This is a genomic window from Flavobacterium sp. RSP15 (genome assembly GCF_003968755.1).
Classification (GTDB): Bacteria; Bacteroidota; Bacteroidia; order Flavobacteriales; family Flavobacteriaceae; genus Flavobacterium.
This window is the reverse complement of the sequence record NZ_RYDL01000003.1, coordinates 270,159-297,142: the sequence shown is the minus strand read 5'-3', so window position 1 is coordinate 297,142 and position 26,984 is coordinate 270,159. Positions and strand designations below refer to the sequence as shown.

Here is a 26,984-nt window from a genome sequence, read left to right as displayed (position 1 = left end):
AAATATAGGTCTAAAACTTTCCTAATCCATTATTTCGTAGAGCAAAAAAGGGTTTACTTCTGGATGCATGTAGCATTCATAAATGAATATAAAATCGGATGCTTTAACTTTTTCGATCATAATTATTTAACTCATCCAGTTGGTTCCAGCTTCAGGATTCCATTTGGTGGTTGTTTTCTTTTCTTTTGTAAAAAAGCCAATAGCGCTTTTCCCCGTAATATCTCCAGAACCAAATCTCGATTCATTCCATCCACCAAAACCAAAAGGTTCTCTGGGTACAGGAACTCCAATATTTACCCCGCACATTCCTGCTGAAGCATTTTCGGTTACATAATTTGCTAAACCGCCACTTTGTGTAAATACGGAACACGCATTTCCATAAGGATTGCCATTTTCAATTGCTAAAGCTTCATCAATTGTACTAACACGAACAATGGTTAGAACTGGTCCAAATATTTCCTCTTTTGCAATTTTCATATCAGCAGTTGCGTAGTCAATAATCGTTGGCCCGACATAAAAACCATTTTCTTTTCCCATAACTATCGTATTTCTGCCATCCAAAACGATTTTGGCACCTTGTTGTTCGGCTTCAGTGATATATAACTCAATCCTTTCTTTGGCTGCTTTCGAAATTACGGCACCTAATGTTGTACCACATTGAATTTTATTGGCGTCTTTAATTAATTTACCCAGTATCACATCGCAATTTCCAACAGCGATTAAAGTTGCAGCCGCCATACAACGCTGCCCGGCACAACCGCTCATAGAAGCTACAATATTAGAGGAAGCCATTTCGGGATTTGCATCCGGTAATAAAATGATGTGGTTTTTTGCTCCGCCAAGTGCTAAAACCTGTTTCAAATTTTGACTTGCTCTTTGATATACTATTTTTGCTACTTTCGTGGAGCCGACAAAAGTTATGGCTTTAATATCCGGATGGTCGCAAAGATTTTCAACTGTAGATTGTGTACCATTAATGATATTGAATAAGCCATCAGGAAGTCCGGCTTCTTTCAAAAGTTTTGCTGTATATTGACTGCTGATTGGTACCGCTTCGGAGGGTTTCAAAATAAAAGCATTTCCAAGAGCCAAGGCATTTACAATAGTCCAATGCGGAACCATGCTTGGGAAATTAAAAGGAACGATAGAAGCAACGATCCCCAAAGGAACTCGGCTTGAGGAGCAATAAACACCTTTACTAACTTCCATGTTTTCTCCATTTACAAATTGAGGCAAAGCACAGGCAAATTCTGTAAGTTCGATGGCTTTATCAATTTCAGCTTTGGCTTCCCCATGAATTTTCCCGTTTTCGAGGTAAATAATTTCGGTCAGTTCCTCTATGTTTTTTTCTAATAATTGTTTGTATTTATAGAAAACCTGGACTCTTTCTTTTAAGGTAACTTTTTGCCAGGCTTTTTGAGCTTTTTGAGCAAAAGCGATAATTTCATTCAAATCATCCACGGTAGATTCTTTGAAAGTAGTTAATTCTTGACCATCTAAAGGGGAGATAATAGTATGAATTTTGCTGGAGCTTCCTGATTTAAACGCTCCATTTATAAAATTTTTTACTTCATTAAATATCATAATTAATTTATTTTAGTTTTTCAAATGTACACTTTTAAATAAAAAATTTAGTAATTTTTTTGTTATTATATCTAAATTATGGTTAGATTTACAAAATAAACATATATAAATTAATTTATTTACAATATTTAGGTTTTTTATTAATGTCAAATTTGAGTTTAAATATTAACCAATTTAAATTATTTTCTATTAACCAAACCATAAAATCAATGAAATCAATCTCAACCATTATTGGAGTCGCCTTATTATTCCTGTCAGCCTTGTGTTATTTTATTAATTGGGATGCTTTAGTTCCTGCATTTACTGTATTAGGGATTGCTATCATTACCAGAAAAGCGTTGGAGCCATTAATTATTGGATGTGCTTTGGGTTTTATTTTGTTAGCATCAAAAGGAGGATCTACAGAATTTTTTCCAGAGGGGAAAGGAATGATTTTTCCTTTAAATATGTTTGATGGTTTGTTCAGTTCGATATCAAGAGATGCGCATGATCAAGGTTTAATTTGGGTAATATTGGTATGTATTTTATATGGTGCTTTTGTGCAATTATTAGTTGCATCTGGAGGAATAAGAGCAGTTGCAACCTATTCTGAAAATCACGTAAAAACGAAACAGCAATCACTAATCATGACTTATTTTTTAAGTTTTTTCTTTTTCTTGGATGACTATTTAAGTGCTTTGTCTGTGGGAAATACGATGCGGCCTATAACAGATAAGTTTGGAGTTTCCAGAGCTAAATTAGCTTTGGTTCTGAGTTTTGTTTGTGTGCCCTTGACTGTAGTGTTTCCTATTTCTACCTGGACTATTTTTTACGGCACACAATTGTCGGCCCTAGGAAATATTGGGGATGTGAGTGTGAGTCCAAGTGCAATTCAAGCATTTTTAGGAACAATTCCTTATAATTTTTCGGCTTGGATTTCCTTAATTTTGGGAGGTTTAGTGGTATTTAAAGTTGTTCCAGATTTAAAAGGGATAAGAGATGCCGAGGCAGAAGTAGTCATTCCAGAACCTAAAGAGGAAAAAATCAGAAAGAATCCTGCTAAAAAAGCGGGAAAATTATATTATTTTATCATGCCGTTACTTGTTTTGGTATGGTGTACCATTTTCCCTTATCCTTATGATATGGATTATTGGGGAAGTTTAACTTTTTCGTCTGATATGATTTTTGGAAGTATTGATGCTTTACGCGGAATTGCTACTGCGGTAGTCTTTACGTATCTCTATTTTCTTATTTTTAGAGTTATTAAATTTGATAAAATTTCCAGACATTTTGTAATGGGACTGGAAACCATCACTTTTGTATTAGCCGTTTTAGCTTTTACTTATTTGTTAAAAGATGTTCAAAATGCTTTAGGGTTTAATGAATTTGTAACGTCTCACTTGCAAGGAATTAGCTGGTTAAATAGATCGACCTTACCCTTTATTGTTTTTGCTTTGGTTTCATGGATCTGTTGGGCAACGGGGTCTAATTGGGGAATATACGCTATTTTAGTGCCAACGACAGCCTTATTGTCACATTCATTAGGCGCTAATTTCTGGCTTTCTCAGGGTGCTTTAGTATCTGGAACAGTTTGGGGAGCAGCGGCCTGTTTCTTCTCGGATAATAGAGTTCTTACTGCACAATCCTGTAAAGTAGATATGATGAAACATGGTATTTCACAATTTCCATATCAATTAATAATATTTGGAGTTTCGGCTGTGATGTATTTTATCTGTGGATTTATTATGTAAACTTTTTGCCTATGATTTATAAAAACATATTACACAATCAGTTTTTCATCAGGAATGCTGTTCCGTCTGATGCGGATCATATGGAATATGTTCAGTTGCAGTGTTATCCCTCACTACATGAATCAGAGATTATGAATAGAAATCATTTTGCAAATCATATTAAGGTTTTCCCGGAAGGGCAATTAGTAGTTGAAAAAGAAGGGAAGTTAGTAGGTTCTGCAAGTGCCTTCAGATGTGATTTTCCGGAACATGACAGTACTTTTCTGGAGGAAACCGATAATTTATGGATTACCAATGTTCAAATTGCTCGTGGCGATTGGTTGTACGGAATCGATATGGGGATTTTGCCAGAATATCGAGGTTTGGGTCTTTCGACAGAAATGTACAAAGCCCGAACCGAAATCTGTAAAACCCTTGGGTTAAAAGGGCAAATTATTGCCGGAATGACCATTGGTTACGGAAGATTTAAAGATAAAATGACTATTGAAGACTATTGTTTGGCTTTGCAAATTAATAAATATACAGATCCTACAATCACCCCTCAAAGGAAAGCGGGATTTAGATGGATACGACCTTTGTATAACTATATTAATGATCCGGATTGTGGATATGCAAGCATGTTAATGTACCTTCCGGTAGACGAAAATTATAGTATTTAGGCCTGCGCCAAAAAACAAAAATAAACTAATCAATAAGAATGAATGGCTATCGGCGAATGCCTTTTGCCTTTAAAAATTAAAAAAAATGGGAACTCAAATTAAAAAAGTATCAGAAATACCTGGGCCAAAAAGTAGAGAAATGTTAGCAAGAAGAGCTGCTGCTTTGCCTGCTGGTTTGGGAAAATCTACTGAGGTCGTTGTTGAAAAAGCGGAAGGTGCTTTGGTGTGGGATGTAGATGGAAATCAATTAATAGATTTTGCAGGAGGAATTGGGATGGTAAATTTGGGACACCGACCAAAAGCAGTTGTTGATGCCATAAAAGATCAAATGGATAAATACCTTCATACCGGAGCGCTAGTCACTACATTCGAACCGTATTTAGAATTTGCAGAATTACTTAATAAAATTACACCAGGAGATTTTCCTAAAAAAACCTTATTAGCTTGTTCAGGATCTGAAGCAGTAGAAAATGCAGTCCAAATTGCACGATATTATACGAAGCGACCAGCTGTTATTTGCTTTGAAGGGGCATATCATGGGAGAACATTACTTACCTTAAGTTTGACCAGTAAATATGCTTTGTTCAAAAGAGGATTTGGTAGTTATTCACAAGATATCTATCGGTTTCATTCTCCAAATGTGTACCGTAAACCGGATAACTTCACTGAAGAAGAATACATCGATTTTTGCATCGAGCGTTTCGACCAGAATTTAATTTCACACGTAGATCCCTCTTCGGTTGCAGCTATTATTATCGAACCGGTTCAAGGCGAAGGGGGTTTTATTCCTGTGCCAAAACGTTTCTTAGAAAAGATCAGAAAAGTTTGTGATGAACATGGCATTGTTTTTATTGCTGATGAGGTTCAGTCCGGAGCTGGAAGAACAGGGAAATTCCTTTCTATCGAGCACAGCGAAGTAGTTCCTGATATGGTGACAATGGCAAAATCTATAGGTTCCGGATTGCCAATCAGTGCAGTAACGGGAAAAGCAGAAATGATGGATGCTCCTCATTTAGGTGGTGTGGGAGGAACGTATTCCGGAAGTCCAATTGCTGTGGTTGCTGCTCTTGAAACGGTAAAACAAATAAACACACCAGAATTTTTGGCAAAATCAGTTCATGTGGGAGAGATCATCAGAACGCGATTAGAAGTCATGAAAGAAAAATTTCCTTGTATCGGAGATGTTCGTGGTTTGGGCGCCATGCTCGTAGTTGAATTTGTAAAAGATAGAAAAACCAAAGAACCGGATATGGATATGGCCATGGCCGTCATTAAAAAATCAGTAGCTAACGGATTAATATTAATTCGAGCAGGATTGTACACGAACTGTATTCGTTTCTTGCCACCAATTGTAATCACTGATGAGCAATTGAACGAAGGATTGGATGTAATTGAAAATGCTATCCAAGAAGTGTTGAACGAAAGAAAATAATTTAGACGCAAGTCTCAAAGTCGAAAGTCATAAGACTAGTTCGATATTAGACTTTATAATAATAGACTTTATGACTTTTAAACTGATATATAATGCCAATATTATTACAATGGATGCTGCTTTTCCAAAAGCAGATTCCATGGTAATTAATAATTTTGGCCATATTGAAGCCACTGGAAGTGTAACTGAATTGCGAAATCAATTTGGTTCTTTTTCCAATGAATTTGATTTTAGCGGACAAACGATTGTTCCGGGATTGAATGATGCACATATTCATGTTTGGAAAATTGGGCATCTTAGAACGTATATGTTAGATGTTCGGGCTGTGAAATCTATAGTGGAATTCAAAAGATTGTTAAAAGAATTTGCTGAGAAAAACCCAAGTTCCGAATGGATTATGGCTCGTGGAATCAATGAAATGATTCTCGAAGAAAAACGATTGCCGACCAAAGAAGATTTGGACGAAATTATTTCTGACCGACCTGTTTTTATAATTAGAACTTGTGCTCACATTGGAATTGCCAATTCAATAGCCATGGCAATTTCAGAAGTTGATGAAGCTACGGAAATTCCTTTTGGAGGAGAAATTCGCAAAAATAAAGATGGAAGTCTGCAAGGTATTTTTACTGAAAGAGCTTTGGGATTAATCATGAATAACATTCCAGCCTTTACTTTCGACGAATATAAAAACATGATTCTGGAAGGGCATAAGTATTTGTTGAGTTTAGGAATTACTAGTGCGACGGATCCGGCTGCAAATGAAGAATTATTGGCGGCTTACATTAAATTGGACCAAGAAGGATTGTTGAAAGTGAGAATGAATGTTTTTCCGCTTAGAATTCCGGATGGTAGTGACGAAATTCAGGTTTTACCGGAATTATATGAATCGGAATTCTTGCAAATAAAAACGGTAAAGTTTTTCTCTGATGGAGGTTTGAGTTCTGCTACAGCTGCCTTGAATGTTCCTTACAAAAATACCGAAGGATATAAAGGCGTTTTGAGATTGGATTATGACAAGTTTTTCGAAACGGCCAAAGAAGCTGTTGATAAAGGATTTTCTGTTGCAACTCATGCCATTGGTCATCAGGCGGTTGATTTGACTTTGAAAGTGTATCGAGATTTATTCAAAATCAACCCTAGTTTACGTCACCGAATTGAGCATGTTGGATTTTTATCAAATGAAAATATAAAAGATTTTAAAAATATGAAAATGACTGCAGCGATGCAGCCCATCTTCATTTACGAATTGGCAAATAATTTCAAAAGTACTTTGCCGGATGCATTATTGGATGTAGTATATCCGTGTAAAACGGTTTTAGATAATGGAATTAACTTGGCCTTATCGACCGATGGTCCTGTGGTGAAAGAAATAAATCCTTGGCTCAATATGGAAACGGCGGTTACCCGAAAAGCGATGGATGGCTTTGTCATTGGCGAAAGCCAGAAAATAACTTTTGAGCAAGCATTGCATGCCTATACTGTAGGAAGTGCGATTGCGGATCATTTAGAAAATATAAAAGGAAGTCTTTCTGTAGGGAAACATGCTGATTTTATTATACTGAGTAAAAACCCGTTTAAATTAGACGATGTTTCTACCGTTGAAGTCAATGAAACATGGGTAAATGGAGAATTAAAATATAAAAAAATATAAAACAACTTTCTCAGACTCGGTTCCCTCTACTTTGGAGAGAGTTGGGGTGAGGAAAAACTACAAACGATGAGTGTATTAGATGATGAATTAGATTACCAAATATTGAAGCTGCTTCAAAAAGACGGGAGAATGTCGTTTACTGAAATTTCTAAAGAAATTAATGTGGCAGTAAGTACCATTAGACACCGTTATATTAACTTGATTGAAGATGGGACTTTGCAAATTATAGGAAGGGTTGATCCTAACAAAATTGGTTTTAATGCTTATGCAAGTGTTTTGATTTCCGTTAAACCAAAATCATATATGAAAACCATTTTTGAGGAATTAGGAAAGTTGCCTGAGATTAGTTTTTTGGCCTCTGTTTCAGGGGATTATGATATTGAAGCTAATATTATGTGTCGGGATATGGAGCATTTGAATGAATTATTAGGCGATAAAATTCATTCAATGGAAGGTGTTTTTGACACCAAAACAAATATGTATATGAAAATTTACAAATTCGCGCAACCCGATTTAGAATTAGCAAAATTATCAAGCAAGCAAGCAAAATGAATAATACAGACAAATTATACGAAAGAAGAAAGAAAAGTGTTCCAAACGCTTTAGGAATTTTTAATCCATCGAGCATTCAATCGGCTAAAGGTGCCATAATCATTGATGCCGATGGTAGAGAATTAATTGATTTCGCAGGAGGAATTGGTGTAAATAATGCCGGTCACGGTGTTCCTGAAATTATTGATGCGATTCAAAAACAAGCCGAAAAATTCATTCATGCCTCATTTAATGTTTCTGTTTATGAGCAATATTTAGACTTAACCGAGAAGTTATGTGAGATATTGCCACACGGGGAAGCTACAAAAGCAATGTTGACTTTATCCGGTGCAGAATCAGTAGAAAATGCGATCAAAATTGCTCGTGCAGTAACCGGAAAAGCGGGGATTATATGTTATGATGGTTCTTTTCATGGACGTACAATGATGGCGATGACTTTAACTTCAAATGTAAAATATAAAGAAGGTGCGGGACCTTATGCTTCTGAAGTATATCGTTTGGAATATCCGTATTACAAACCTTCGATGAATAAAAGAATGTCGAAAGCTGAATTCGATGATTTGATGATTATGAAGTTGCATAAAACTTTTTCAACAACCGTTTCAGTGAGTCAAACCGCTGCAATCATTTTGGAATTAGTACAAGGTGAGGGTGGTTTTACTGTTGCATCTAAAAAATACGTGCAGTATTTGCGTAAATTCTGCACTGAGAACAACATTTTATTGATTTTTGATGAGGTGCAATCTGGTTTTGGTCGTACCGGAAAATGGGCATCTTATGAGCATTATGGTGTAATTCCAGATTTGTCAACTTGGGCTAAATCTATGGGTGGCGGAATGCCAATTGGTGCTGTTATAGGTAAACAAGAAATTATGGATGCCGTTAAACCGGGACTTATCGGAGGAACGTATTTGGGAAATCCATTGAGTTGTGTGGCGTCATTGGCGAGCATCAATTACATGCAAAAAAACAATATCAATGCCGCTGGTGAAAAAGTAGGTAAGCTAGTGCTAGAAAAATTCATTCAATGGCAGACTTTGTATCCAAAAAACATTACTGACGTTCGTGGCTTAGGAGCAATGTTGGCCATCGAATTTTCGAATCCAACAACAGGAATGTCTGATGGTGTTTCTACGAAAGCAATTGTGGATAAATGTTTAGAGAAAGGATTGATTATAATCACTTCTGGAGCTTACGGAAACTGTATCAGAATATTAAGTCCTTTATTTATAGAAGATGAAATTTTAGAAAAAGGCTTGTCAATTTTAGAAGAAACAATAAAAGAAATACTGTCATGAGAAAACAATATATAAACGGAGAATGGTGCGACGCCATAGATGGCAAAACCTGGGATGTACAAAGTCCTTCAACCGAAGAAATTTTAGATAAAGTTCCTTTTGGAAATGCTGCTGATTGCAAAAAAGCAATTGTTGCAGCTGATGCATCTTTTAAAGAATGGAAAAATACGACACCTTATTTTAGAGCTGAATTTTTAAAAAAAGCAGCTAATTACATGCGGGAAAATGTAGAGGTTTTCGCCAAGGAAACAGCACTGGAAACAGGAAAACCTATGCTCGAATCTCGTGGTGAATGGCTGGTTTCGGCTAATCTTTTTGAGTGGTTTGCCGAGGAAGGAAAACGCAGTTACGGACGAGTTATTCCGTCTAGCAGAATCGATAAACGTTCGATGGTTATTTATCAGCCATTAGGAGTTGTTGGTGTAATTACAGCTTGGAATTTTCCAGCTTATAATCCTGCTCGTGCCGTTGCGGCTGCTTTGGCTGCTGGATGTAGCGTGGTCATGAGAGGTTCTGAATTTACGCCTTTGTCTAGTTTCAATATGGCAAAAGCTTTACACGAAGCAGGAATTCCTAAAGGTGTTTTTAACTTAATCAATACCGAACCGGTTTCGACAGGAACAGAGATGATTGAAAATCCTTTATTGAAAAAAATAAGTTTTACTGGAAGCACTAGAGTAGGAAAAATTTTAATGGATGGCGCTTCTAAAACAGCAACTAAATTATCGCTTGAATTAGGCGGAAACGCACCAGTAATTATAGAAAAAGATGTAGATGTGGAAGCAATTGCACATCAATCCTTGGTTGCGAAACTAAGAAATTGCGGACAGGTTTGTGTGGCTCCCCAACGTTTTTATGTGCATTCGAATATTTTTAGCCAATTTGTTTCGATTGTCAAAGACGATATTTCGAAATTAAAAACAGGAATTAATGGTGGCGCTATTGATTTTGTGGGACCATTAATAAATAAAACACAGCAAAAGCATATTGTGACAATGATTGAAAAAGCCAAAGCCGATGGAGCAACCATTCATATTGGTGGTGAAATTTCGGAAAAAGGATTTTTTGTACATCCAGCTTTGATTGAAGCCAGACAAACCCAAGAATTCATCCAAACTGAGGTTTTTGGACCATTGATGATTGTGATCCCTTTCGATACTAAAGAACAAGTGTTGGAATGGGCGAATGATACCGAATTCGGTTTAGCTTCTTATGTGTTTACAAATCATATTAAGACTGCTAATTTCTATGCGGAAAACCTAGAATTTGGAATGGTAGGAATCAATGAATGGGCGGCGCATGGAACGGAATTGCCTTTCATAGGAATAAAAAGTAGCGGAATCGGTCACGAATCAGGTTCTGAAGGGTTGAAAGAATACATGGAATTGAAATTGATCAGTTATGGAAATATGTCATAGATGTTTTTAAAGTCGAAAGTCATAAATATTATTACTCTTTCAAATTTTAAATCTTTCAATCATTTAATTATAAATATATGAAAAAAGAAATTTTAGGTAAATACATTTTGCGAACAGCTACTCCTGAATATGCCAAACAAGAAGCTGAACTTCAAAAAATTGTTTTTCCAACTTTGTCTGAAGAAGAGTTGATGACTGAAGCACAATACATACGTCACATGGAGATTTTTCCTGAAGGACAAATGGTTGTTTTAGATGGCGATAGAGTTATTGCCGCAACAACAACTTTGCTGCAAAATTACCACGAAGGAAATCATACTTTCTTGGAAATTTCGGATAATTTATGGTTGGGAACACACGATCCAAAAGCGGAATGGCTATACGGATTAGACGTTTCAGTTCATCCGGATTATCAAGGAAAAGGTATTGGAAGAGAAATTTACAATGCACGTCAGGAGGTAGCTAGAGCATTGGGAACCAAAGGACAAATGACCGCAGGAATGCCTATTGGGTTTGATAATGTTAAAGATCAAATGACTATTGCTGAATATTGTGATAAATTAATTAAAGGAGAAATTATTGACCCCACTGTTACCGCTCAAACTAAATGTGGTTTTATTTTAGTGGAACCTTTATTCGATTATTTAGATGATCCCAGAAGCGGTAATTGTTCGGTTTTGATGTATTGGCCTTTGGATCCAAATACGAAATTGAGTGAAAACCATTAAAAAAGTGGTCAGTTCGAAGTATTCAGTGTTCAGTCACAATGGAGTTCTGTCAAGGAACTTTAAGCGTACAACATTAAATTTTAAACAAAAAAAATTATGATATTCAAATCAATAAATCCATTTTCAAGAGAAATCATCACGGAGCATGAAGTGTTGACGAACGCACAATTGAATCAGAAATTGGAAATGTCAGAAAGAGTTTTTAAAAATTGGCGAAATACGTCTTTTCAGGAAAGAGGAGATAAAATGAAAAAACTGGCTAACATTTTGAGAGCTAAGAAGGATGAGCTGGGTTTATTAATTACTAATGAAATGGGTAAAATTTTATCCGAAGGAATTTCTGAAGTTGAAAAATCAGCAGGAAATTGCGATTTTTATGCCGAGAATGCTGAGAGAATGCTGAAAGACGAAAAGTACGACACCCCTTTTACAAGCATGTCGGTTTACGACCCAATGGGAGCCGTTTTTGCAATTATGCCTTGGAATTATCCCTTTTGGCAGGTGTTGCGTTATGCTGCTCCTGCAATTATGGCGGGAAATGTAACTCTTTTAAAACATGCACCAAATGTTATAGGCTGTGCCAAAGCTATAGAAAATGCCTTTTTGGAAGCCGGTTTTCCAGAAGGAGTTTTCCAACAAATAACAATTGATATACCGCAGGTAGAAGCAGTAATTGCTTCGGATATTGTTCATGGAGTTACCTTGACAGGAAGTGAAATGGCCGGTTCTTCGGTAGCATCATTAGCCGGGAAATACATCAAAAAATCGGTTATGGAATTGGGTGGTTCGGATGCATTCATAGTTTTGAATGATGCCGATATTGAAAAAGCGGCGACTGTTGCCACTCAATCCAGAATGCTCAATGCGGGCCAGGCTTGTATTTGTGCCAAACGATTTATCGTTACCGAAAAAGTAGCGGATGAATTTGCGGCTCTTTTTGCCCAAAAAGTATGCGTTTTAAGTCAAGGAAATCCTGTACAAGATGGAATTAATATGGGACCATTAGCTCGTTTGGATTTGGCCGAAAAACTAAGCCATCAATTAGAAAAAGCATTGCAACAAGGTGCGAAATTAATAGTAGGAGGAGATCGTGAAAATTGTAATTTTCAGCCTACATTAATAGATTTTGTAGATTCTAATAATATTGCTTTCCAAGAAGAAACTTTTGGGCCATTAGCCACCATTGTGCGAGCTAAAGATGAAAATGATGCTATTGCTATCGCTAATAATCATCGTTATGGCTTGGCTTCTGCAATTTGGACAGAAGATCGAGAAAAGGCGTATAAACTAGCCAGAAAAATTGAAGCAGGAAATGTTTTTGTAAATTCTTTAGTGCGTTCTGATTCTCGTGTTCCTTTTGGAGGAATCAAAAAGTCGGGTTATGGGCGAGAATTATCTCAAGTTGGAATCAAAGAATTTATGAATATGAAATCCTTAGTTATTGAATAAAAACATGCTAGCTGTTTTTATGTGTGAAACGTATTAGAATATTGAATTCATGAAGATAAGAGATGCTAATTTACATCTTTATTAAAGACGTTTGAACTTAGGCTAAGAACCTAAAAAATAGATTAACCTAACCATCTGAATTAATAATGAAAACCAATTTAAACATGAAAAACCTAATCGTTTTTTTAGCATTAATGCTAAGCAGTTCCTTAATTTTTGCTCAAGAAAAAGTTTCAGACACAACCAAAACCGAAAAGAAATGGGATATAAACCTCGATATCGCCAGTAGATACATTTGGAGAGGACAATCTTGGGGAGGAAATTATCCTGTAGTTCAGTTGTATGGAAATTATAATGTAACTGATAAACTTTCTCTGGGTTTGTGGGCAACTCATAATTTCAAAAAACAATATTATGATGCAAATGGCGCTTCAAAAGGGTATCGAGAGTTAGATTTTGTTATTAATTACGCAGTTACTGATTATTTAACCGTTTCATTACAAGATTATTATTGGCCTTCCACAGACAAACAAGAAGGGGTTTCTAATGATTTTTTTAATTTTGGAAATGATGGTTCACAATCTATTGATTTACAGTTTTTATTTGATTTTTCTGAAAAAGGAGTGCCTATTTGGTTTACTCTGAGCACTTTGGTTGCTGGGAATGATTTTAGATATAAAGATGAGAATGATTTAAAAGGCAAACAAAATTTTACTACTTACATGGAAGTGGGCTATAGTTTTGAAGTTCCTTTGGGCATAAGTTTGTCTCCTGTTGTAGGAGCAGTTCTTAATAACAAAGCGGGCTATTATACCTTTGGTGATTATGATAAACTTTCGTTTGTAAACTTGGGGTGCAAAGCATCAAAAGATATTAAATTAAGTGAAAGCGTAACAATGCCTATTTGGTTAAATTACACCTATAATGCTGCATCAAACAAAGCTAATTTAGAACCATTTGGAAAGCAATTTTTAGTAGCAGGAGTTACTTTTTCATATTAAAAAATGAATTGAGTGTATTTGAAAAAAGCTGTTGTCTAAAATTTGGACTACAGCTTTTTTGCATGGTATAAATTTTCCTTTTAAAAATGATTCCTTAATACGTATAAGTAATTGCTTTTATATCGTTAGGTGTATTGGATAGAATAACAATAAACGGATATCCTTTGCGAGCAGCATTCTCTTTTAATCGCTTTTCTCCTCCATGTATAAAGGAGGTATTAGTTTCTCCTTTTGCTTTTCCATAAAAACTAGTGATGACCCCGGATTTTTTTAGACCAATTGTCTGAAAGTCTTTTAAGACGATTACTTTTTTATAATCTGATTTTGCAAGGACATTGATTTTTTCCGAAACTAGTTTTGAATCGGTAGCTGATTTTTCATTTAATTGGGCAACGGCATATTGGCTGATTTTTTTTTCTTCACTACTGCCTGGTACTGTAAAATAAACCACATTATTCTCCATTTTGATGAAGTTTACATCCATTTTTTTGTTGTCATGCGTAATGATTTCGTGAGTTTGTGCAACTAATGCAACATTGAATAAAATTGTGAATAATATAAATAGATTTTTCATGTGTTCAGATATTAAAGGATTGTTTGTTTTTGCTGTTTTGCCAGCTTCTTTGATTTAATTACAGCGCTTTACTTTCAGCTAATAAAAAAATACTAGAGTACAGTTCATTGCTATCGATAGTAAATCATATCTCAAGTGTGTAATGGCTTTATATGGGTGTAGCTTCTTTTTGTGTATTAGGAAACATATAATAAAATCAAGCGATGCCCTCCGGAGGTGGAGTTGAATTTTTTAAATGCGACTCTTTTGCTTTGAATAAATCCAAAGCGTTTATTCTGTTTGGAACAATAGAATCGTATGCTAATGCATTTGGGAGGGCTACAGTACCTATGAAAAGCGTTTTTAGTTTATTCTCGAAATTGTTTTCTTCCGTATTATTTTCAAACACTTCGTACACTTCGTATTTCCTGTCAAAGACAAAAACAGCAACTGCCTCACTAATCCATGTAACGGAAAAAGCAATAAAAAGGACTATAAGATTTAATTTAATTAGGGTACGAAGCATGGCATAAATTTAATACAATTGAATGGGAGTTACCATTAAAATTTTCATAAAATAAAAAATAGAAAAAACGTTTTTTGTTACTGTTTAATTCTCATTGGAACTCGTTTCTTAGACTTAAAAAAAAGAATATTTTTTTTTGTGTTACAAAACGTAGAACTATAAAAAACAAAATTATTTAAATTTAGTGAAAAACATATAATTTTCATTAACTGTCTTTTTAATGGGGGTTGTTGTTGTTTAATATGTTTATTTATTGATAATATTCTATTTTTTATATTTTAAATTTATTTTAATCAAAAAAATATGGGGTGTAATGTAAAATTCAATTATTGAATTTTTAAAATACTTTCGTAAAAATATGAAATTATGATTTTTTTTCATTGATTTTTCGTTATTGATAATTCTTTTCTTAACGAGATAAAAAAGTAAAAAATAGTAATTTAAGTGGAGTAAAAGTTAATAAATTCGCTTTAGGATTAGGAAAAAATTAACACCTAAAGCAGCATAAAATAATGTTTTTAGCAATTATTTTAGTTCTGATTTTTTTAAATAGTAACCAAAACCAAATAATTACCAAGCTGTATTATTAATTAAAACACCTTTAAAATGAAAAAAACAGTAGCTATCCTAGCAGTATTGCTAAGTACAACTTTTACGTTTGCACAAGAAACCCCTGCGATGCCAGTAACAACTTTTGCAGGATCTGCAGATGCGTATTACAAATACGATTTTTCCGGAATAGACAACAGTTTGACAAGTTTTACTAATTCTCATAACTCGTTTGAACTTGGAATGGTTTCTATTGAAGCGTCACATAAAAGGGGTAAAGGTTCTGTATTTGTAGATTTAGGTTTTGGAAACAGAGCCGCTCAGTTTACTTATAATGATGCCAATGCAACTTTTATGATTAAGCAATTAAATTTTACATATGAATTTTCAGATAAGTTCAAAGTTACTGCGGGTAGTTTTGGAACTCATCTGGGATATGAATTATTGGATGCTGTTGATAATAAAAACTACAGTATGTCCTATGCCTTTACGTACGGACCCTTCTTTAACACAGGGGTAAAAGCACAATATACTACTGGGAAATTCAGTTTTATGGCGGGAGTTACTAATCCTACTGATTTTAAATCTACTATTGATGCAGGCTCAACTCAAAAAACGTTTGTCGGACAACTTGCGTTCCTCGGCGATACAGGTAGCGCCTTTTTTAATGTAACATCCGGAAGTAGTAATCCAGCTTCTGATGAAAATAAGACGCAGTTTGATTTCGTTGGAACAAAGAAACTTAGTGACGCATTTTCCTTAGGTTTTAATGGTACGTATGCAATGACTGATAACGACTTTGACAGTTCATTGGATGGAGAGTGGTTTGCGTTAGTAGGCTATGCAAATGTTGCTATAAAAGAATCCCTAAGTCTTACATACAGATTGGAATATTTAGATGCAAAAGAGGCAACTCCTGCGCTGGGATTGCTTGCTGGAACTAGTGTTATAGGGAATACATTGTCATTAAACTACAAAGTTGGTAACTTGACTATCATTCCGGAATTCAGACTTGACTCCGCCTCTGAAGCTATTTTTTCAAATAATGATGCTGCTCCAAAAGTCTTGACCGCATTTGCACTGCTCGCTACAACCTATTCATTCTAGTATTTAAAACAATATTTTTTTTGCTGCCAGGATACTCTTTTGTATTTTGGCAGTTTTTTTTGTTTAAAATTTCCTAAAGTACCCGTTGGGTGTAATTAGTTTTTGATGGAAATTTTCGTCAGTTCGAATGATCCCGCTTTTGGGCGGGATTATATCAAGAACTAGAAAATTAGTATTAAAAACGGTTCTCGATACACGTCACTTCAAGTGCGAAGGATATCGAGAAGCTTTGTTCCGTTTTACTCCACAAAAAACACTCGGACTGACGTTTTGAACAATTGCATCCAACGAGTGCCAATGTATGACTAAAAACTAATGCCGATTTTGGTTGTACTTCAGTACTCATTAATAATTTCGGCAGTGGTTTGGAGAAATATTAATTATTCAATTTTGGACACAAAAAACGGCTCTTTGAAAATTCAAAAAACCGTTTAGGATTGTTTTAGGGGCTTTTGCTATTGTTGTTTGTAAATAGAATAAATGGTATTTCTTGTTTTTTCATCTAAAATATCAGTAACTTCATCTTGAATATAATGAAGTTTAAAAGCAATAATAGCAGCAGATATGTTTTTAGTGTCATACCCAATAATTCGTAATCCCTGATCGACATTAAAATCAAAAGGAGCTGTTTGTAGAAATTCATCAGGCCAAATTCCAAAACCTTTTTCGGCTAAAATTTTCCAGGGAAATAAGGCGCTGGGATCTTTTTTTCTGGTTGGGGCAATATCCGCATGACCTAAAATGTTTTGAGCAGGAATGTTGTAATCTTTTTTTAACTTAGTTAGAAGGGCTAATAAGCTATTGATTTGTGATTCTGAAAACACTTCGGATCCGTTATTGTCGAGTTCAATTCCTATAGAAGCTGAATTAATATCCGTATTTTTTCCCCAAGAACCATTTCCGGCATGCCAGGCTCTTAGGTAGTCATTCAGCATTTGCACTACTTTACCATCATCTGAAATCACATAATGCGAACTTACCTGAGTTTCTGTTTTTGTAAATGTATTTATGGTTTGTTGCAATGAATCTTGCGCTGTATGATGAATAATGATGAAATTAGGCTTGCGTAAATTAAAATTGACAGTACCAATCCATTTCGTATTGATCCCATTTTCCAAAAACGTAGATCCCATTTTGAAAATAGTATCCTTATAGGTGCGTAATTGCTGCGTGTATAATGTATCTCTGTTTAATTCAACAGGGGGAACAACCGGAAGGGGTTTAGGATCCTTATTAGAAATCGTTTTTTTTAATGTTTTGAGTTTGGTGTCATATACCTTTTCAGTTTTCTTGTATGGATTTGTAGAGCAAGCAGCAATAGCAAGGGCGAAAAATAGGGCATAAAAAATATTTCTCATTAGGATTTGAGTTTTATAATGGAATAAAAAAACGATTATTTCGATTTCTTTTTAGACTTTGATTTTTTTGGATTTTTCTGCTCTTTTTTTAAAACAATGAATTTTTCCTTCTGATCTTCATTTAATAATGCCATTAATTTTCTATCGGTAACTTCAGATAGTGCCTCGATATTTTTAATTTTATCTTCCTGACTGGTTTCTGCATTTAGAAGCATTCCTTGAGTTCTGAAGCTTTCAATGAAGATATTAGACATTGCTACCACTTGTAGTTCATCCAGATTAAGTTCCGGTGTTATAGTTTCCATTATTTTAGCAACTGAAACTTCAACAGGAATTTCTTTAGGTTTTTCAGGAGTTCTGGCTTGATCCATTCCGCTATTCATCCTACGATTTCCTCCGTAACCGTTCCCGTTTCCATATCCATTATTATAACCACCGTTTCCGTATTGTGCTGAAATGGTGTGGACTGATAATAATACAAATGTGATCACTAGTACTGATTGAATTGTTTTCATGTGTAGCATTTTAAAATATTAAAAAATCGTTTAAAAAATTATACCGGTTCTCCGTACAAATCAAATTCCGTTGCTTCGATAATTTTGATCATCACAAACTCTCCTGTTTTTACATAATGTTTTGATGCATCTATTAAAACCTCATTGTCTACGTCTGGGCTGTCAAACTCAGTTCGGCCTACAAAATGGCCACCTTCTTTTCTGTCGATGATGCATCGGAACGTTTGACCTACTTTTTCCTGATTTAAATCCCATGAAATTTGTGATTGTAACTCCATAATCTCATTGGCGCGCTCTTGTTTTACAGTATCTGGAACATCATCTTCCAGTAAATAGGCATGTGTGTTTTCTTCATGGGAGTAAGCAAAACAGCCCATTCTATCAAATTTCATTTCCTGAACCCAGTCTTTTAATATATTGAAATCTTCTTGTGTTTCGCCGGGATATCCTACGATCAAAGTGGTGCGTATTGCAATTCCAGGTACTGCTTCGCGGAACTCTTTTAATAATTTTGTTGTTTTTGCTTGCGTTGTTCCGCGACGCATGGATTTCAAAATTGAATCTGAAATGTGTTGCAACGGAATATCAATGTAATTACAAATCTTAGTTTCGCGTTTCATGATTTCCAGCACATCCATAGGAAAACCGGTTGGGAAAGCATAATGCAAGCGAATCCACTCAATTCCTTCTACTTTAACTAAAGCTTCCAGTAGTTCTCCAAGCGCTCTTTTTTTGTAGATATCTAATCCGTAATACGTCAAATCCTGAGCAATCAAGATCAATTCTTTAACGCCATTTTTGGCTAGACCTTCGGATTCTTTTACCAGTTTTTCAATTGTTTGTGAAACGTTTTTTCCTCGCATTAAGGGTATTGCACAAAAACTGCATGGTCTGTCACAACCTTCGGAAATTTTTAGATAGGCATAATTTTTTGGAGTTGTAGTCAGTCGTTCTCCAAGCAACTCGTGCTTGTAGTCCGCTCCCAAGGCTTTTAATAATTGGGGTAGCTCTGTAGTTCCAAAAAATTGATCCACATTTGGAATCTCTTTTTCTAAATCAGGTCGGTAACGCTCGGACAGACATCCGGTAACAAATACTTTATCAACTAATCCTCTTTCTTTTTTGTCCGCATATTCCAGAATCATATTGACAGATTCGGCCTTGGCATTATCAATAAATCCACAGGTATTGATGACAATAATATTTCCCTCTTCGGCTTCCGGAGCTTCATGCGTAACGTCTTTGCCGCTTGCGCGTAGCTGACCCATAAGCACTTCACTATCATATACGTTTTTTGAACACCCAAGAGTGATTACGTTTATTTTATTCTTTTTTAAAGACTTCGTTCTCATAACATTAGAATCCCGATAATTTGGGAATTTTGCAAAATTACACTTTTTATTTCTAGGACCATAAATCTTTGTGTTTTTTATGGAGCCCTTCCTGCTGTACGCTACAAACAAAGTTCTCTGAACTCCTTAAAAATGACTACTAGGTGAAGAAATCTCCCGAGAAAAATCGGAAGGATTTTCACTGTCATCAGGGCTAAAAAAAAATCCGTTTCACGATCACGAAACGGATTTTTCTAATTCATTTTTCAGGACGTTACAACTCAAACAATAGTGTCAAAGAAACATTGTTGTTAATAGCATCTATACTTGCTCCATCAGTGAATCCTTGATTAAAAAATCCTTGTTGAGAATTTCTTTTGGCATAGGAATAGGCTAAATCCAGTTTGGTAGATCCAAAATTATATCCTAAACCTGCGGAATACCCAGTTAAATCACCCACGGTTACGGCATTTTTATACGGACTTTGTTCGTACCGGTATCCTGCTCTCAAACTTAATGCCTTAATTTTGTATTCGGCACCTATTCTTAGCTCTCCAGTAGTATCGAGCAATTCATTCACATCATTATTTAGGGTTCTAAAAAAGGCATCATTTTCAGGTTTAAATTTGATGTTGCTATAGTCTTTCAAGGCGTAATCAACACTGATCAAACCGGTTTTTCCAAATACGTAAGCCAAACTACCAGTTAACTTACTTGGTGTTTGCAATTTATAGGGCTCGTAAACATTAACCACTTGCGGGTCTACCACATCTTGTGGTAATTCACCGGTTGAATTGCCGCGTACCGTAATTAACCTTTGAGAAAGCTCGTCATTCAATGTATACCATGTAGAAGATTCATAGGCCATACCAAATCTAATTTCGTTAGTGATTTTTGCAATAGCACCTACTTGAAATGAGAATCCAGATCCGTAAGTATAAAGATCATTGTCAAATTGTACTCTTGTGATTTGATCATTAGTACCCAATGGGTTGCTATTGTCTTCGTAAAAGCTAGACGATTTATTAAAATCAGTAAAGTGAGAATTTAAATTTAGTCCAAAATAGAATTGGTCATTATAGGAAGTTGCTGCATTAAAGGATAATTTCCCGTTGTATCCCGTACTGTAAACGGAATTTTCTTGATAATAATTTCCTCCAGCAGGAACGTTAGATAAAAAAGTAGAGTTGTTATTGGACTCGTCTGCGGCATTTAAAACAAAGCCTTGATACCCCAAAAATGCTTGTTGAGCTGCGAAGCCACTTAAATTAGGATATTGACCATTTGGAAGATTGCTACCTAAGAAAGAATACAATTGGGATATAGATTCTCCTGGATTTGTGTTTACAAAATCCTGAGGAACAGGAGCACCGCCGTTCCCATTATTGGCATAGCTTAAAAAATAATTAGCTATAGAATTGTTTGGATTGGTTCCTGCTGAAAACAGCCCATTATCAAAATTATTGGCGTTTTCATAATTTATGGCCAAGGAAATTTTTCTCCACTTGCTGTTTGGGTTTCTGGTATTAAAAACAAATACAATTCCTGCTTGATTCAAATCAAAGGAGTTTTCTTTCTCTGTTGCTGTCCCGCCAAAGTAATTTGAATTGTTTTTAGTATCGAAGTTAGTCAATGTAACAGCCATTTGATTATTGGTAAACACCGCTGAACCAGCAGGGTTTACATTGATAGATGACAGGTCGCCCCCAAGTGCTCCAAAAGCACCGCTCATGGCTCTAAAACGGGCTGTTCCATTTAAATTGTTTTGTGAATACCGAAGTGCATCAGAGATTTCTTGTGATTGGGCTACGGTAAATGATAAGCCAGCGAGTAATAAATATAGATGTTTTTTCATTTTTTGTTGGGGTATTTAATTTTTATCAAAAAGGATGGTTCCGCACTATTTTTTTATCCTCTTCCGCCTCTTCCGCCACCGCCAGATGATCTACCACCACCACTACTACCACCGGATCTTCCGCCACCTGAATTATTAGATCTGGACATGTTTGAACTAGGGCTGTAAGACGACGGGCTGTTGTTGTCATTTCTTGTTGGTGTGAAAGATCGTGAAGGCGCATTGTTTTGGTTGCGCGCATTGTTTGTGTTGGATCTTCTTCTGGGCGTATTGTACGAACTGTTTTGCGGTTGACCTTGATTCCTAGAGAATGTAGGACTTGTTCGGTTGATGCTATTCGTTGCGTTTCGTCGCAAATCAGAAGTGTTGTTTCTAAAGTTGGCGTTATTAGTTCGTCTGCCAATAGTGGTATTGGTTTGGTTTTGGGAATATTCTCTGCTTGTTTGATTGGTGTTGTTTATCGCATTTGAATTGGAATACGAAGACCCTCGTCGGCCTGCATTAGAAGAATAATTGACATTGTTTTGACCATAGCCATAGTTTCCCCAGCCGTTACCGTACCAGTTGTTCCATCCCCAATTGTTTCCATACCAGTTGTTCCATCCCCAATTGTTGCCATACCAGTTATTCCACCCAAATCCCATGTTCATTCCCCATCCAAAACCACCGTTAAATCCCCAGTTGTTTCCGTACCAGTTATTCATGCCCCAATTGTTTCCGTACCAGTTATTCATACCCCATCCGTTGTCATAGACATTTACGGATTGCGCATTACCTCCCCATCCAGCATAAGTAGTGTAGTTTTCTTGAAGAGTATCGTTTTCTAAATCATAATTACTATAGGTATCTACATCTGTGAAAATTTCATTGGATCGGTAGTTGTTTTGAAGTGAATTGAAATACGCAGTATATTGGTTATTTGGATCATTTTGTGGTTCTCGTTCCGCAATTTGATAGGAAGTATTGCCATAGATTCCGTCAGAATCGTAATAGGAGCTATTTTGGTAAGAACCACAGGAAGTTAAAAGAATGCTCAAAAACCCTATTAAAGAAAAAAGGAAGGTATTTCGGTTGGAGATAATATTAGTTTTCATATGAATAGGGTTTTTTATTGTTGGACATTACAAAAATAGTTAGTTTTGCGTAATTATTAGTTAAATAAATATTAAACAAAATTTGTGCCAAAATATAAAACATGGGTAAGAACTTAACTACAAGAGCGGAAGATTATTCAAAATGGTATAACGAGTTGGTTGTCAAAGCTGACTTAGCCGAAAATTCAGGGGTGAGGGGGTGTATGGTTATCAAGCCTTACGGATATGCAATTTGGGAAAAAATGCAAGCAGAGTTGGATCGAATGTTTAAAGAAACCGGACATCAAAATGCATATTTTCCTCTATTTGTTCCTAAAAGCATGTTTGAAGCCGAAGAAAAAAATGCAGAAGGTTTTGCTAAGGAATGTGCTATTGTTACCCATTATCGATTAAAAAACGATCCTGACAGACCTGGTAAACTAATGGTGGATCCCAATGCAAAATTAGAAGAAGAATTAATTGTACGTCCTACAAGTGAAGCTATTATTTGGTCTACTTATAAAGGATGGGTACAATCGTATAGAGATTTGCCATTACTGATTAACCAATGGGCAAATGTGGTGCGCTGGGAAATGAGAACGAGATTGTTTTTGCGTACCGCAGAATTTTTATGGCAAGAAGGGCATACAGCGCACGCTACTAAAGCAGAAGCGGTAGAAGAATCAGAAAAAATGATGCACGTGTATGCTGATTTTGCTGAGAATTTTATGGCAATTCCAGTTATAAAAGGAATAAAAACGGAAACCGAGCGTTTTGCTGGAGCAGAAGAAACCTATTGTATCGAGGCGTTGATGCAGGATGGTAAAGCATTACAAGCGGGGACGTCACACTTTTTAGGGCAAAACTTTGCTAAAGCGTTTGATGTGAAATTTGCAAATGCCGAAGGAAAGCAAGAATATGTTTGGGGAACTTCGTGGGGTGTTTCTACTCGTTTGATGGGGGCATTAGTGATGACGCATTCAGACGACCAAGGCCTGGTATTGCCTCCTAGTTTAGCGCCTATTCAGGTCGTGATTGTTCCTATTTATAAAACAGAGGAGCAATTAGCGGCAATAACTGAAGCAGTAACTGTTTTGACTGTGGCTTTGCGAAAATTACAAATCGCTGTCAAATATGATAACAGAACGACTCAAAAGCCAGGTTTTAAATTTGCAGAATGGGAATTAAAAGGCGTGCCGGTTAGGATTGCTGTAGGTCCAAAAGATTTAGAAAATGGAACTTTTGAGGTTGCAAGAAGAGATACATTGACCAAAGAAGTCGTTTCTAAAGATGGAATTGAAACGTATATCAACGATTTACTAGCGCAAATTCAAAAAGAATTATTTGAAAAAGCATTACAGTACAGAAATACACATGTTACTGAAGTAAATAGTTTTGAAGAGTTCAAAGCGGTTTTAGACGCCAAAGGAGGTTTTGTATCAGCACATTGGGACGGAACTGCAGCGACTGAGGAAAAGATTAAGGACTTGACTAAAGCAACTATTAGATGCATACCCCTGGACAGGGTTTTAGCAGCGGGAAACTGCGTCTTTACTGGGAAAAGCTCGATAGGAAGAGTGTTATTTGCGAAGGCATATTAAAAAAAATATTTTTTTTTAGCACCAGCTATTGTGCGTTTCAAAAATAGTTGTATTTTTGCATCCGCATTAGAGAAGCAGGGCCCGTTCGTCTATCGGTTAGGACGCATGGTTTTCATCCATGTAAGAGCGGTTCGATTCCGCTACGGGCTACTATTTTTTTTGCAGGTTAAAGTGATCCCGAACTCAGAGGGAAATGGCCCGTTCGTCTATCGGTTAGGACGCATGGTTTTCATCCATGTAAGAGCGGTTCGATTCCGCTACGGGCTACAAATTCAATTTTTGATTAATTGATAAAACTTAGGGGATAATGGTCCGTTCGTCTAGGGGTTAGGACGCCAAGATTTCGTCTTGGTAACAGGGGTTCGATTCCCTTACGGACTACAAAAATTTAGTAAAAGATAAAAACATAATAAAATGGCAAATCATAAATCAGCTCTAAAAAGAATTAGAAGTAACGAAAAGAGAAGAGTATTAAATAGGTACCAACATAAAACTACCCGTAATGCAATAAAAGCATTAAGGATAGCGACTGATAAAGTAGATGCTACTTCTAAATTGTCAAACGTAATTTCTATGATTGATAAATTAGCGAAAAAGAATATCATTCATGACAACAAAGCGTCTAATTTAAAATCTAAATTAACGAAACTTGTTGCTAAATTGTAATTAAAGCAGTTTATCTTATATACATTAAAAGCTCTCATTCTTAGGATGAGAGCTTTTTTTATGGGTAGTATCAGCTAATCTTATTCTTTAAATATTCAAGCATAGATAAGGTTATTGGTTTTGATAAAAAGTCAATGACCATAGGGTATTTTTTTGCTTTTTCTAAGTCTTCCGGATCAATTGTAGAAGAAAGTACAATTACCTTAATAGCGCTAAAATCTGAAAACTCTGGGCTGTTAAAATAATCCAGAAATTCCCATCCTCCCATTACGGGCATGTTTAGATCCAAAAAAATTAATTGCGGATAGTGTTTTTTATCATTATTTTGTCTGATAGTATTGAAGTATTTTAGTGCTTCTTCGCCATTTTGAGAAGTAATTATTTCGTTAGAAAAGGATGATTTGTTGATTACTTTTTTACATAGCATAAGTGTTATTGGGTCATCATCAACACATAAAATTGTATCTAACATATTATTTATTTTTAAAAGTTAATGTAAATATAGTTCCTTTATTGACTTCACTTTCAATATTAATTGTTCCTCCCATGGTTTCAACTTGAGATTTTACTAAATAGAGCCCTAATCCTTTGCTGTCCGGATAATTATGAAATCTCTGGTAAAGACCAAAAATTTTATCTCTGTTTCTTTCCAGATCGATGCCTATTCCGTTGTCTTTGAAAATTAATACAATTGTGTCGTCAATTTCGCTGGTTGTGATTGTTATTTTTAGTTTTCTATTTTCGGATTTGTATTTTATGGCATTGGTTAATAGGTTTAGTAAAATGCTTTCTATGTACGCTTTATTGATGTTAATAATAGAAACTTTTTCAAAATTAATTTTTATAATGGGTTTGTATAATTCAATTTGAAAGTTGAGTTGATTGAACACATTTTCAAAAATATCTTGAAGAAGTACTGGTTCTTTTTTGATTGAAGGGTTGTCTTTGATGATGATTACTTTGACTAAGTCATTAATAGTTTCGTTTAATAAATGGGTAGATTTATTGAAGCCATATAAAATTTCTTTTAACTCTGGATTATCAATAGGAATGTCTTCAATTAAGTTCAAAAGTCCTGTCAAATTTGATAATGGAGCCCTAAGGTTGTGTGAAGTAATGTACGAAAACTGTTTTAGATCTTTGTTGTTTTGTGTTAGCTCTCGAATAAGCTGTTCTTTCTCCTTTTCTTGTTTTTTTTCATCAGTTATGTCTCTCTGGATGGAGATCCAATGTGATAGTTCGTTGTCAGTATTATAAATTGGTATCATGGAGAAGCGTACCCAGTATTCTTTTTTGTTTTTTGTGTAGCTGATGGTTTCAATAATGCACTCTTCCTTGTTTTGTATTGCAATCATTAGTTTTTTTAATTCCTCGTAATCTGAATTCGGACTATTAAAAATTTCTGGGGCCTTACCTATGCTTTCCTTGAAATTGTATCCTGACATTATTGAAAAAGCCGGGTTTACGTAGGTGATATTTGGGATATTTCCGTCGATCGAATTGGCTTCGGTGATGATGATGGAATCTTTTGATTGAGTAATAACGGTCTCTAGCAATTTTAGTCTTTGTTCTTCTTCTTTTTGCTTTGTGATATCTTGGATGGCTCCAATCATTCGGGTTGCTTTTCCGTTTTCATCTTTTAATAGAAAACCTCTGTCTAGTACATATTTATAGGAGTTATCAGCACATCTGAAACGGTATTGATCTTGCCAATTTTCAGTTTTTTGTTCTATGAAAGCGTATAATTTTATAGACATTTTGATGCTGTCTTCAGGATGAATTTTGTCAAACCACCATGTTGAATTGTGGCCTACTTCGTCTTGTTTATAGCCAAAAACAGTTTCAATTCCTTTGTTCCAGTAGAAATTGTCTCCTTCTATTTTCCAGTCCCAGATAGTGTCGCTGGTGGCTTTAGCTACTATGTCATATTTTTCGTTTGATTCCTTAATATCGTCATTTGAACTCTTTAATTTTTCAATAATGGCTGTATTTCTGGTGTCGTTTTTTGATAAAATAAGCTTAAAAATGATTCCTGTAAAAAATACAAACAGAAGATCTTTTGTAAAAGTATAAAAGGGCAGATTCTCGTCAGGAGCGTATTTTAGAACTTGTTTATGGCTAATAATAGCTATAAACAGAGCGATAAGAATGTAGATCAGGATTACTTGATTAGTTTTGCTTTTCATTACTCAAATGTAAATAATTATTGATGAATTACCGAGTATCATTCCTAACTTATTTTGTAAGCTCTTTTTTTTGTTTCTAATAGGTTAAGAATATGTAAACTATTGACTAAATATTTTTTATATCAAAAAAAAGTGTACCTTTGCACCCATTAAAAATCACAG

The 26,984-nt window shown here is 35.4% G+C and carries 23 protein-coding genes and 3 tRNA genes; 16 read left to right on the top strand and 10 right to left on the bottom strand.

From position 1 onward, the window contains the following. Positions 1-126: 126 nt before the first annotated feature. Complete coding sequence (gene mmsA / locus EKM00_RS05805) at positions 127-1,584, bottom strand: CoA-acylating methylmalonate-semialdehyde dehydrogenase (RefSeq protein WP_126515557.1); 1,458 nt, start codon at positions 1,582-1,584, stop codon at positions 127-129. A 209-nt stretch (positions 1,585-1,793) separates the two neighbouring features. On the opposite strand from mmsA, the gene EKM00_RS05800 reads away from it, so the two are divergent. The 10 genes from EKM00_RS05800 to EKM00_RS05755 all read left to right on the top strand — a co-directional run bounded on the left by EKM00_RS05800 (position 1,794) and on the right by EKM00_RS05755 (position 13,502). Further along, the gene (locus EKM00_RS05800; protein ID WP_158614882.1) at positions 1,794-3,314 is read left to right on the top strand and encodes a Na+/H+ antiporter NhaC family protein; all 1,521 of its coding nucleotides are present in this window, start codon (positions 1,794-1,796) and stop codon (positions 3,312-3,314) included. 11 nt (positions 3,315-3,325) lie between these two features. Continuing rightward, positions 3,326-3,973, top strand: a complete 648-nt coding sequence (locus EKM00_RS05795) for a GNAT family N-acetyltransferase (RefSeq protein ID WP_126515555.1) — start codon at positions 3,326-3,328, stop codon at positions 3,971-3,973. Between the two features lie 85 nt (positions 3,974-4,058). Continuing rightward, entirely contained in the window at positions 4,059-5,405 is a 1,347-nt protein-coding gene (locus EKM00_RS05790; protein WP_126515554.1) for an aspartate aminotransferase family protein, read from the top strand. Positions 5,406-5,475: 70 nt separating this feature from the next. Then, positions 5,476-7,056 (top strand): amidohydrolase, encoded by a 1,581-nt coding sequence (locus EKM00_RS05785; RefSeq protein ID WP_126515553.1) that lies wholly within the window; start codon positions 5,476-5,478, stop codon positions 7,054-7,056. A gap of 66 nt (positions 7,057-7,122) precedes the next feature. Further along, positions 7,123-7,608 carry an Lrp/AsnC family transcriptional regulator gene (locus tag EKM00_RS05780; protein ID WP_126515552.1) on the top strand — a complete coding sequence of 162 codons (486 nt, stop codon included), beginning with the start codon at positions 7,123-7,125 and terminating at the stop codon, positions 7,606-7,608. Continuing rightward, entirely contained in the window at positions 7,605-8,906 is a 1,302-nt protein-coding gene (locus EKM00_RS05775; RefSeq protein ID WP_126515551.1) for an aspartate aminotransferase family protein, read from the top strand. Before EKM00_RS05780 ends, EKM00_RS05775 begins: the two co-directional genes overlap by 4 nt. Further along, positions 8,903-10,324: an aldehyde dehydrogenase family protein gene (locus EKM00_RS05770; RefSeq protein WP_126515550.1), complete on the top strand. Its 1,422-nt coding sequence runs from the start codon at positions 8,903-8,905 to the stop codon at positions 10,322-10,324. Before EKM00_RS05775 ends, EKM00_RS05770 begins: the two co-directional genes overlap by 4 nt. Before the next feature lie 77 nt (positions 10,325-10,401). Further along, the gene (locus EKM00_RS05765; protein WP_126515549.1) at positions 10,402-11,052 is read left to right on the top strand and encodes a GNAT family N-acetyltransferase; all 651 of its coding nucleotides are present in this window, start codon (positions 10,402-10,404) and stop codon (positions 11,050-11,052) included. Positions 11,053-11,148: 96 nt separating this feature from the next. Next, on the top strand, positions 11,149-12,501 hold the full coding sequence (locus EKM00_RS05760) for an NAD-dependent succinate-semialdehyde dehydrogenase (protein ID WP_126515548.1): 1,353 nt from the start codon (positions 11,149-11,151) through the stop codon (positions 12,499-12,501). 164 nt (positions 12,502-12,665) lie between these two features. Then, positions 12,666-13,502: a hypothetical protein gene (locus EKM00_RS05755; protein WP_126515547.1), complete on the top strand. Its 837-nt coding sequence runs from the start codon at positions 12,666-12,668 to the stop codon at positions 13,500-13,502. Between the two features lie 94 nt (positions 13,503-13,596). On the opposite strand, the gene EKM00_RS05750 is transcribed toward EKM00_RS05755, so the two are convergent. Together EKM00_RS05750 and EKM00_RS05745 are read right to left on the bottom strand one after the other, a co-directional pair. Then, positions 13,597-14,076 (bottom strand): hypothetical protein, encoded by a 480-nt coding sequence (locus EKM00_RS05750; protein ID WP_126515546.1) that lies wholly within the window; start codon positions 14,074-14,076, stop codon positions 13,597-13,599. Between the two features lie 196 nt (positions 14,077-14,272). Further along, positions 14,273-14,581: a hypothetical protein gene (locus tag EKM00_RS05745; RefSeq protein WP_126515545.1), complete on the bottom strand. Its 309-nt coding sequence runs from the start codon at positions 14,579-14,581 to the stop codon at positions 14,273-14,275. Between the two features lie 606 nt (positions 14,582-15,187). Between EKM00_RS05745 and EKM00_RS05740 the strand changes: the two genes are divergently transcribed. Next, positions 15,188-16,237, top strand: coding sequence for an outer membrane beta-barrel protein (locus tag EKM00_RS05740; protein WP_126515544.1), 1,050 nt, complete (start codon positions 15,188-15,190; stop codon positions 16,235-16,237). Positions 16,238-16,692: 455 nt separating this feature from the next. On the opposite strand, the gene EKM00_RS05735 is transcribed toward EKM00_RS05740, so the two are convergent. From EKM00_RS05735 to EKM00_RS05715, 5 genes are all read right to left on the bottom strand, one after another. Further along, positions 16,693-17,595: an N-acetylmuramoyl-L-alanine amidase gene (locus EKM00_RS05735; protein ID WP_126515543.1), complete on the bottom strand. Its 903-nt coding sequence runs from the start codon at positions 17,593-17,595 to the stop codon at positions 16,693-16,695. 35 nt (positions 17,596-17,630) lie between these two features. Continuing rightward, positions 17,631-18,110 carry a hypothetical protein gene (locus tag EKM00_RS05730; protein ID WP_126515542.1) on the bottom strand — a complete coding sequence of 160 codons (480 nt, stop codon included), beginning with the start codon at positions 18,108-18,110 and terminating at the stop codon, positions 17,631-17,633. A gap of 38 nt (positions 18,111-18,148) precedes the next feature. Further along, on the bottom strand, positions 18,149-19,462 hold the full coding sequence (rimO, locus tag EKM00_RS05725) for a 30S ribosomal protein S12 methylthiotransferase RimO (protein ID WP_126455041.1): 1,314 nt from the start codon (positions 19,460-19,462) through the stop codon (positions 18,149-18,151). A 253-nt stretch (positions 19,463-19,715) separates the two neighbouring features. Continuing rightward, positions 19,716-21,296 (bottom strand): OmpP1/FadL family transporter, encoded by a 1,581-nt coding sequence (locus EKM00_RS05720; protein WP_126515541.1) that lies wholly within the window; start codon positions 21,294-21,296, stop codon positions 19,716-19,718. 53 nt (positions 21,297-21,349) lie between these two features. After that, positions 21,350-22,390 (bottom strand): hypothetical protein, encoded by a 1,041-nt coding sequence (locus EKM00_RS05715; protein WP_126515540.1) that lies wholly within the window; start codon positions 22,388-22,390, stop codon positions 21,350-21,352. A gap of 101 nt (positions 22,391-22,491) precedes the next feature. On the opposite strand from EKM00_RS05715, the gene proS reads away from it, so the two are divergent. From proS to rpsT, 5 genes are all read left to right on the top strand, one after another. After that, positions 22,492-23,970, top strand: a complete 1,479-nt coding sequence (gene proS, locus EKM00_RS05710) for a proline--tRNA ligase (RefSeq protein WP_126455034.1) — start codon at positions 22,492-22,494, stop codon at positions 23,968-23,970. 78 nt (positions 23,971-24,048) lie between these two features. Further along, a tRNA-Glu gene (locus EKM00_RS05705) sits at positions 24,049-24,120 on the top strand. Positions 24,121-24,165: 45 nt separating this feature from the next. Next, positions 24,166-24,237, top strand: a tRNA-Glu gene (locus EKM00_RS05700). A gap of 42 nt (positions 24,238-24,279) precedes the next feature. Next, positions 24,280-24,351: transfer RNA gene (locus tag EKM00_RS05695), tRNA-Glu, on the top strand. Positions 24,352-24,384: 33 nt separating this feature from the next. Further along, positions 24,385-24,636 carry a 30S ribosomal protein S20 gene (rpsT, locus tag EKM00_RS05690; protein WP_091166799.1) on the top strand — a complete coding sequence of 84 codons (252 nt, stop codon included), beginning with the start codon at positions 24,385-24,387 and terminating at the stop codon, positions 24,634-24,636. Between the two features lie 70 nt (positions 24,637-24,706). On the opposite strand, the gene EKM00_RS05685 is transcribed toward rpsT, so the two are convergent. Then, positions 24,707-25,108, bottom strand: coding sequence for a response regulator (locus tag EKM00_RS05685; RefSeq protein WP_126515539.1), 402 nt, complete (start codon positions 25,106-25,108; stop codon positions 24,707-24,709). Between the two features lies 1 nt (position 25,109). Further along, positions 25,110-26,822 (bottom strand): PAS domain-containing sensor histidine kinase, encoded by a 1,713-nt coding sequence (locus EKM00_RS05680; RefSeq protein ID WP_126515538.1) that lies wholly within the window; start codon positions 26,820-26,822, stop codon positions 25,110-25,112. Positions 26,823-26,984 lie beyond the last annotated feature (162 nt).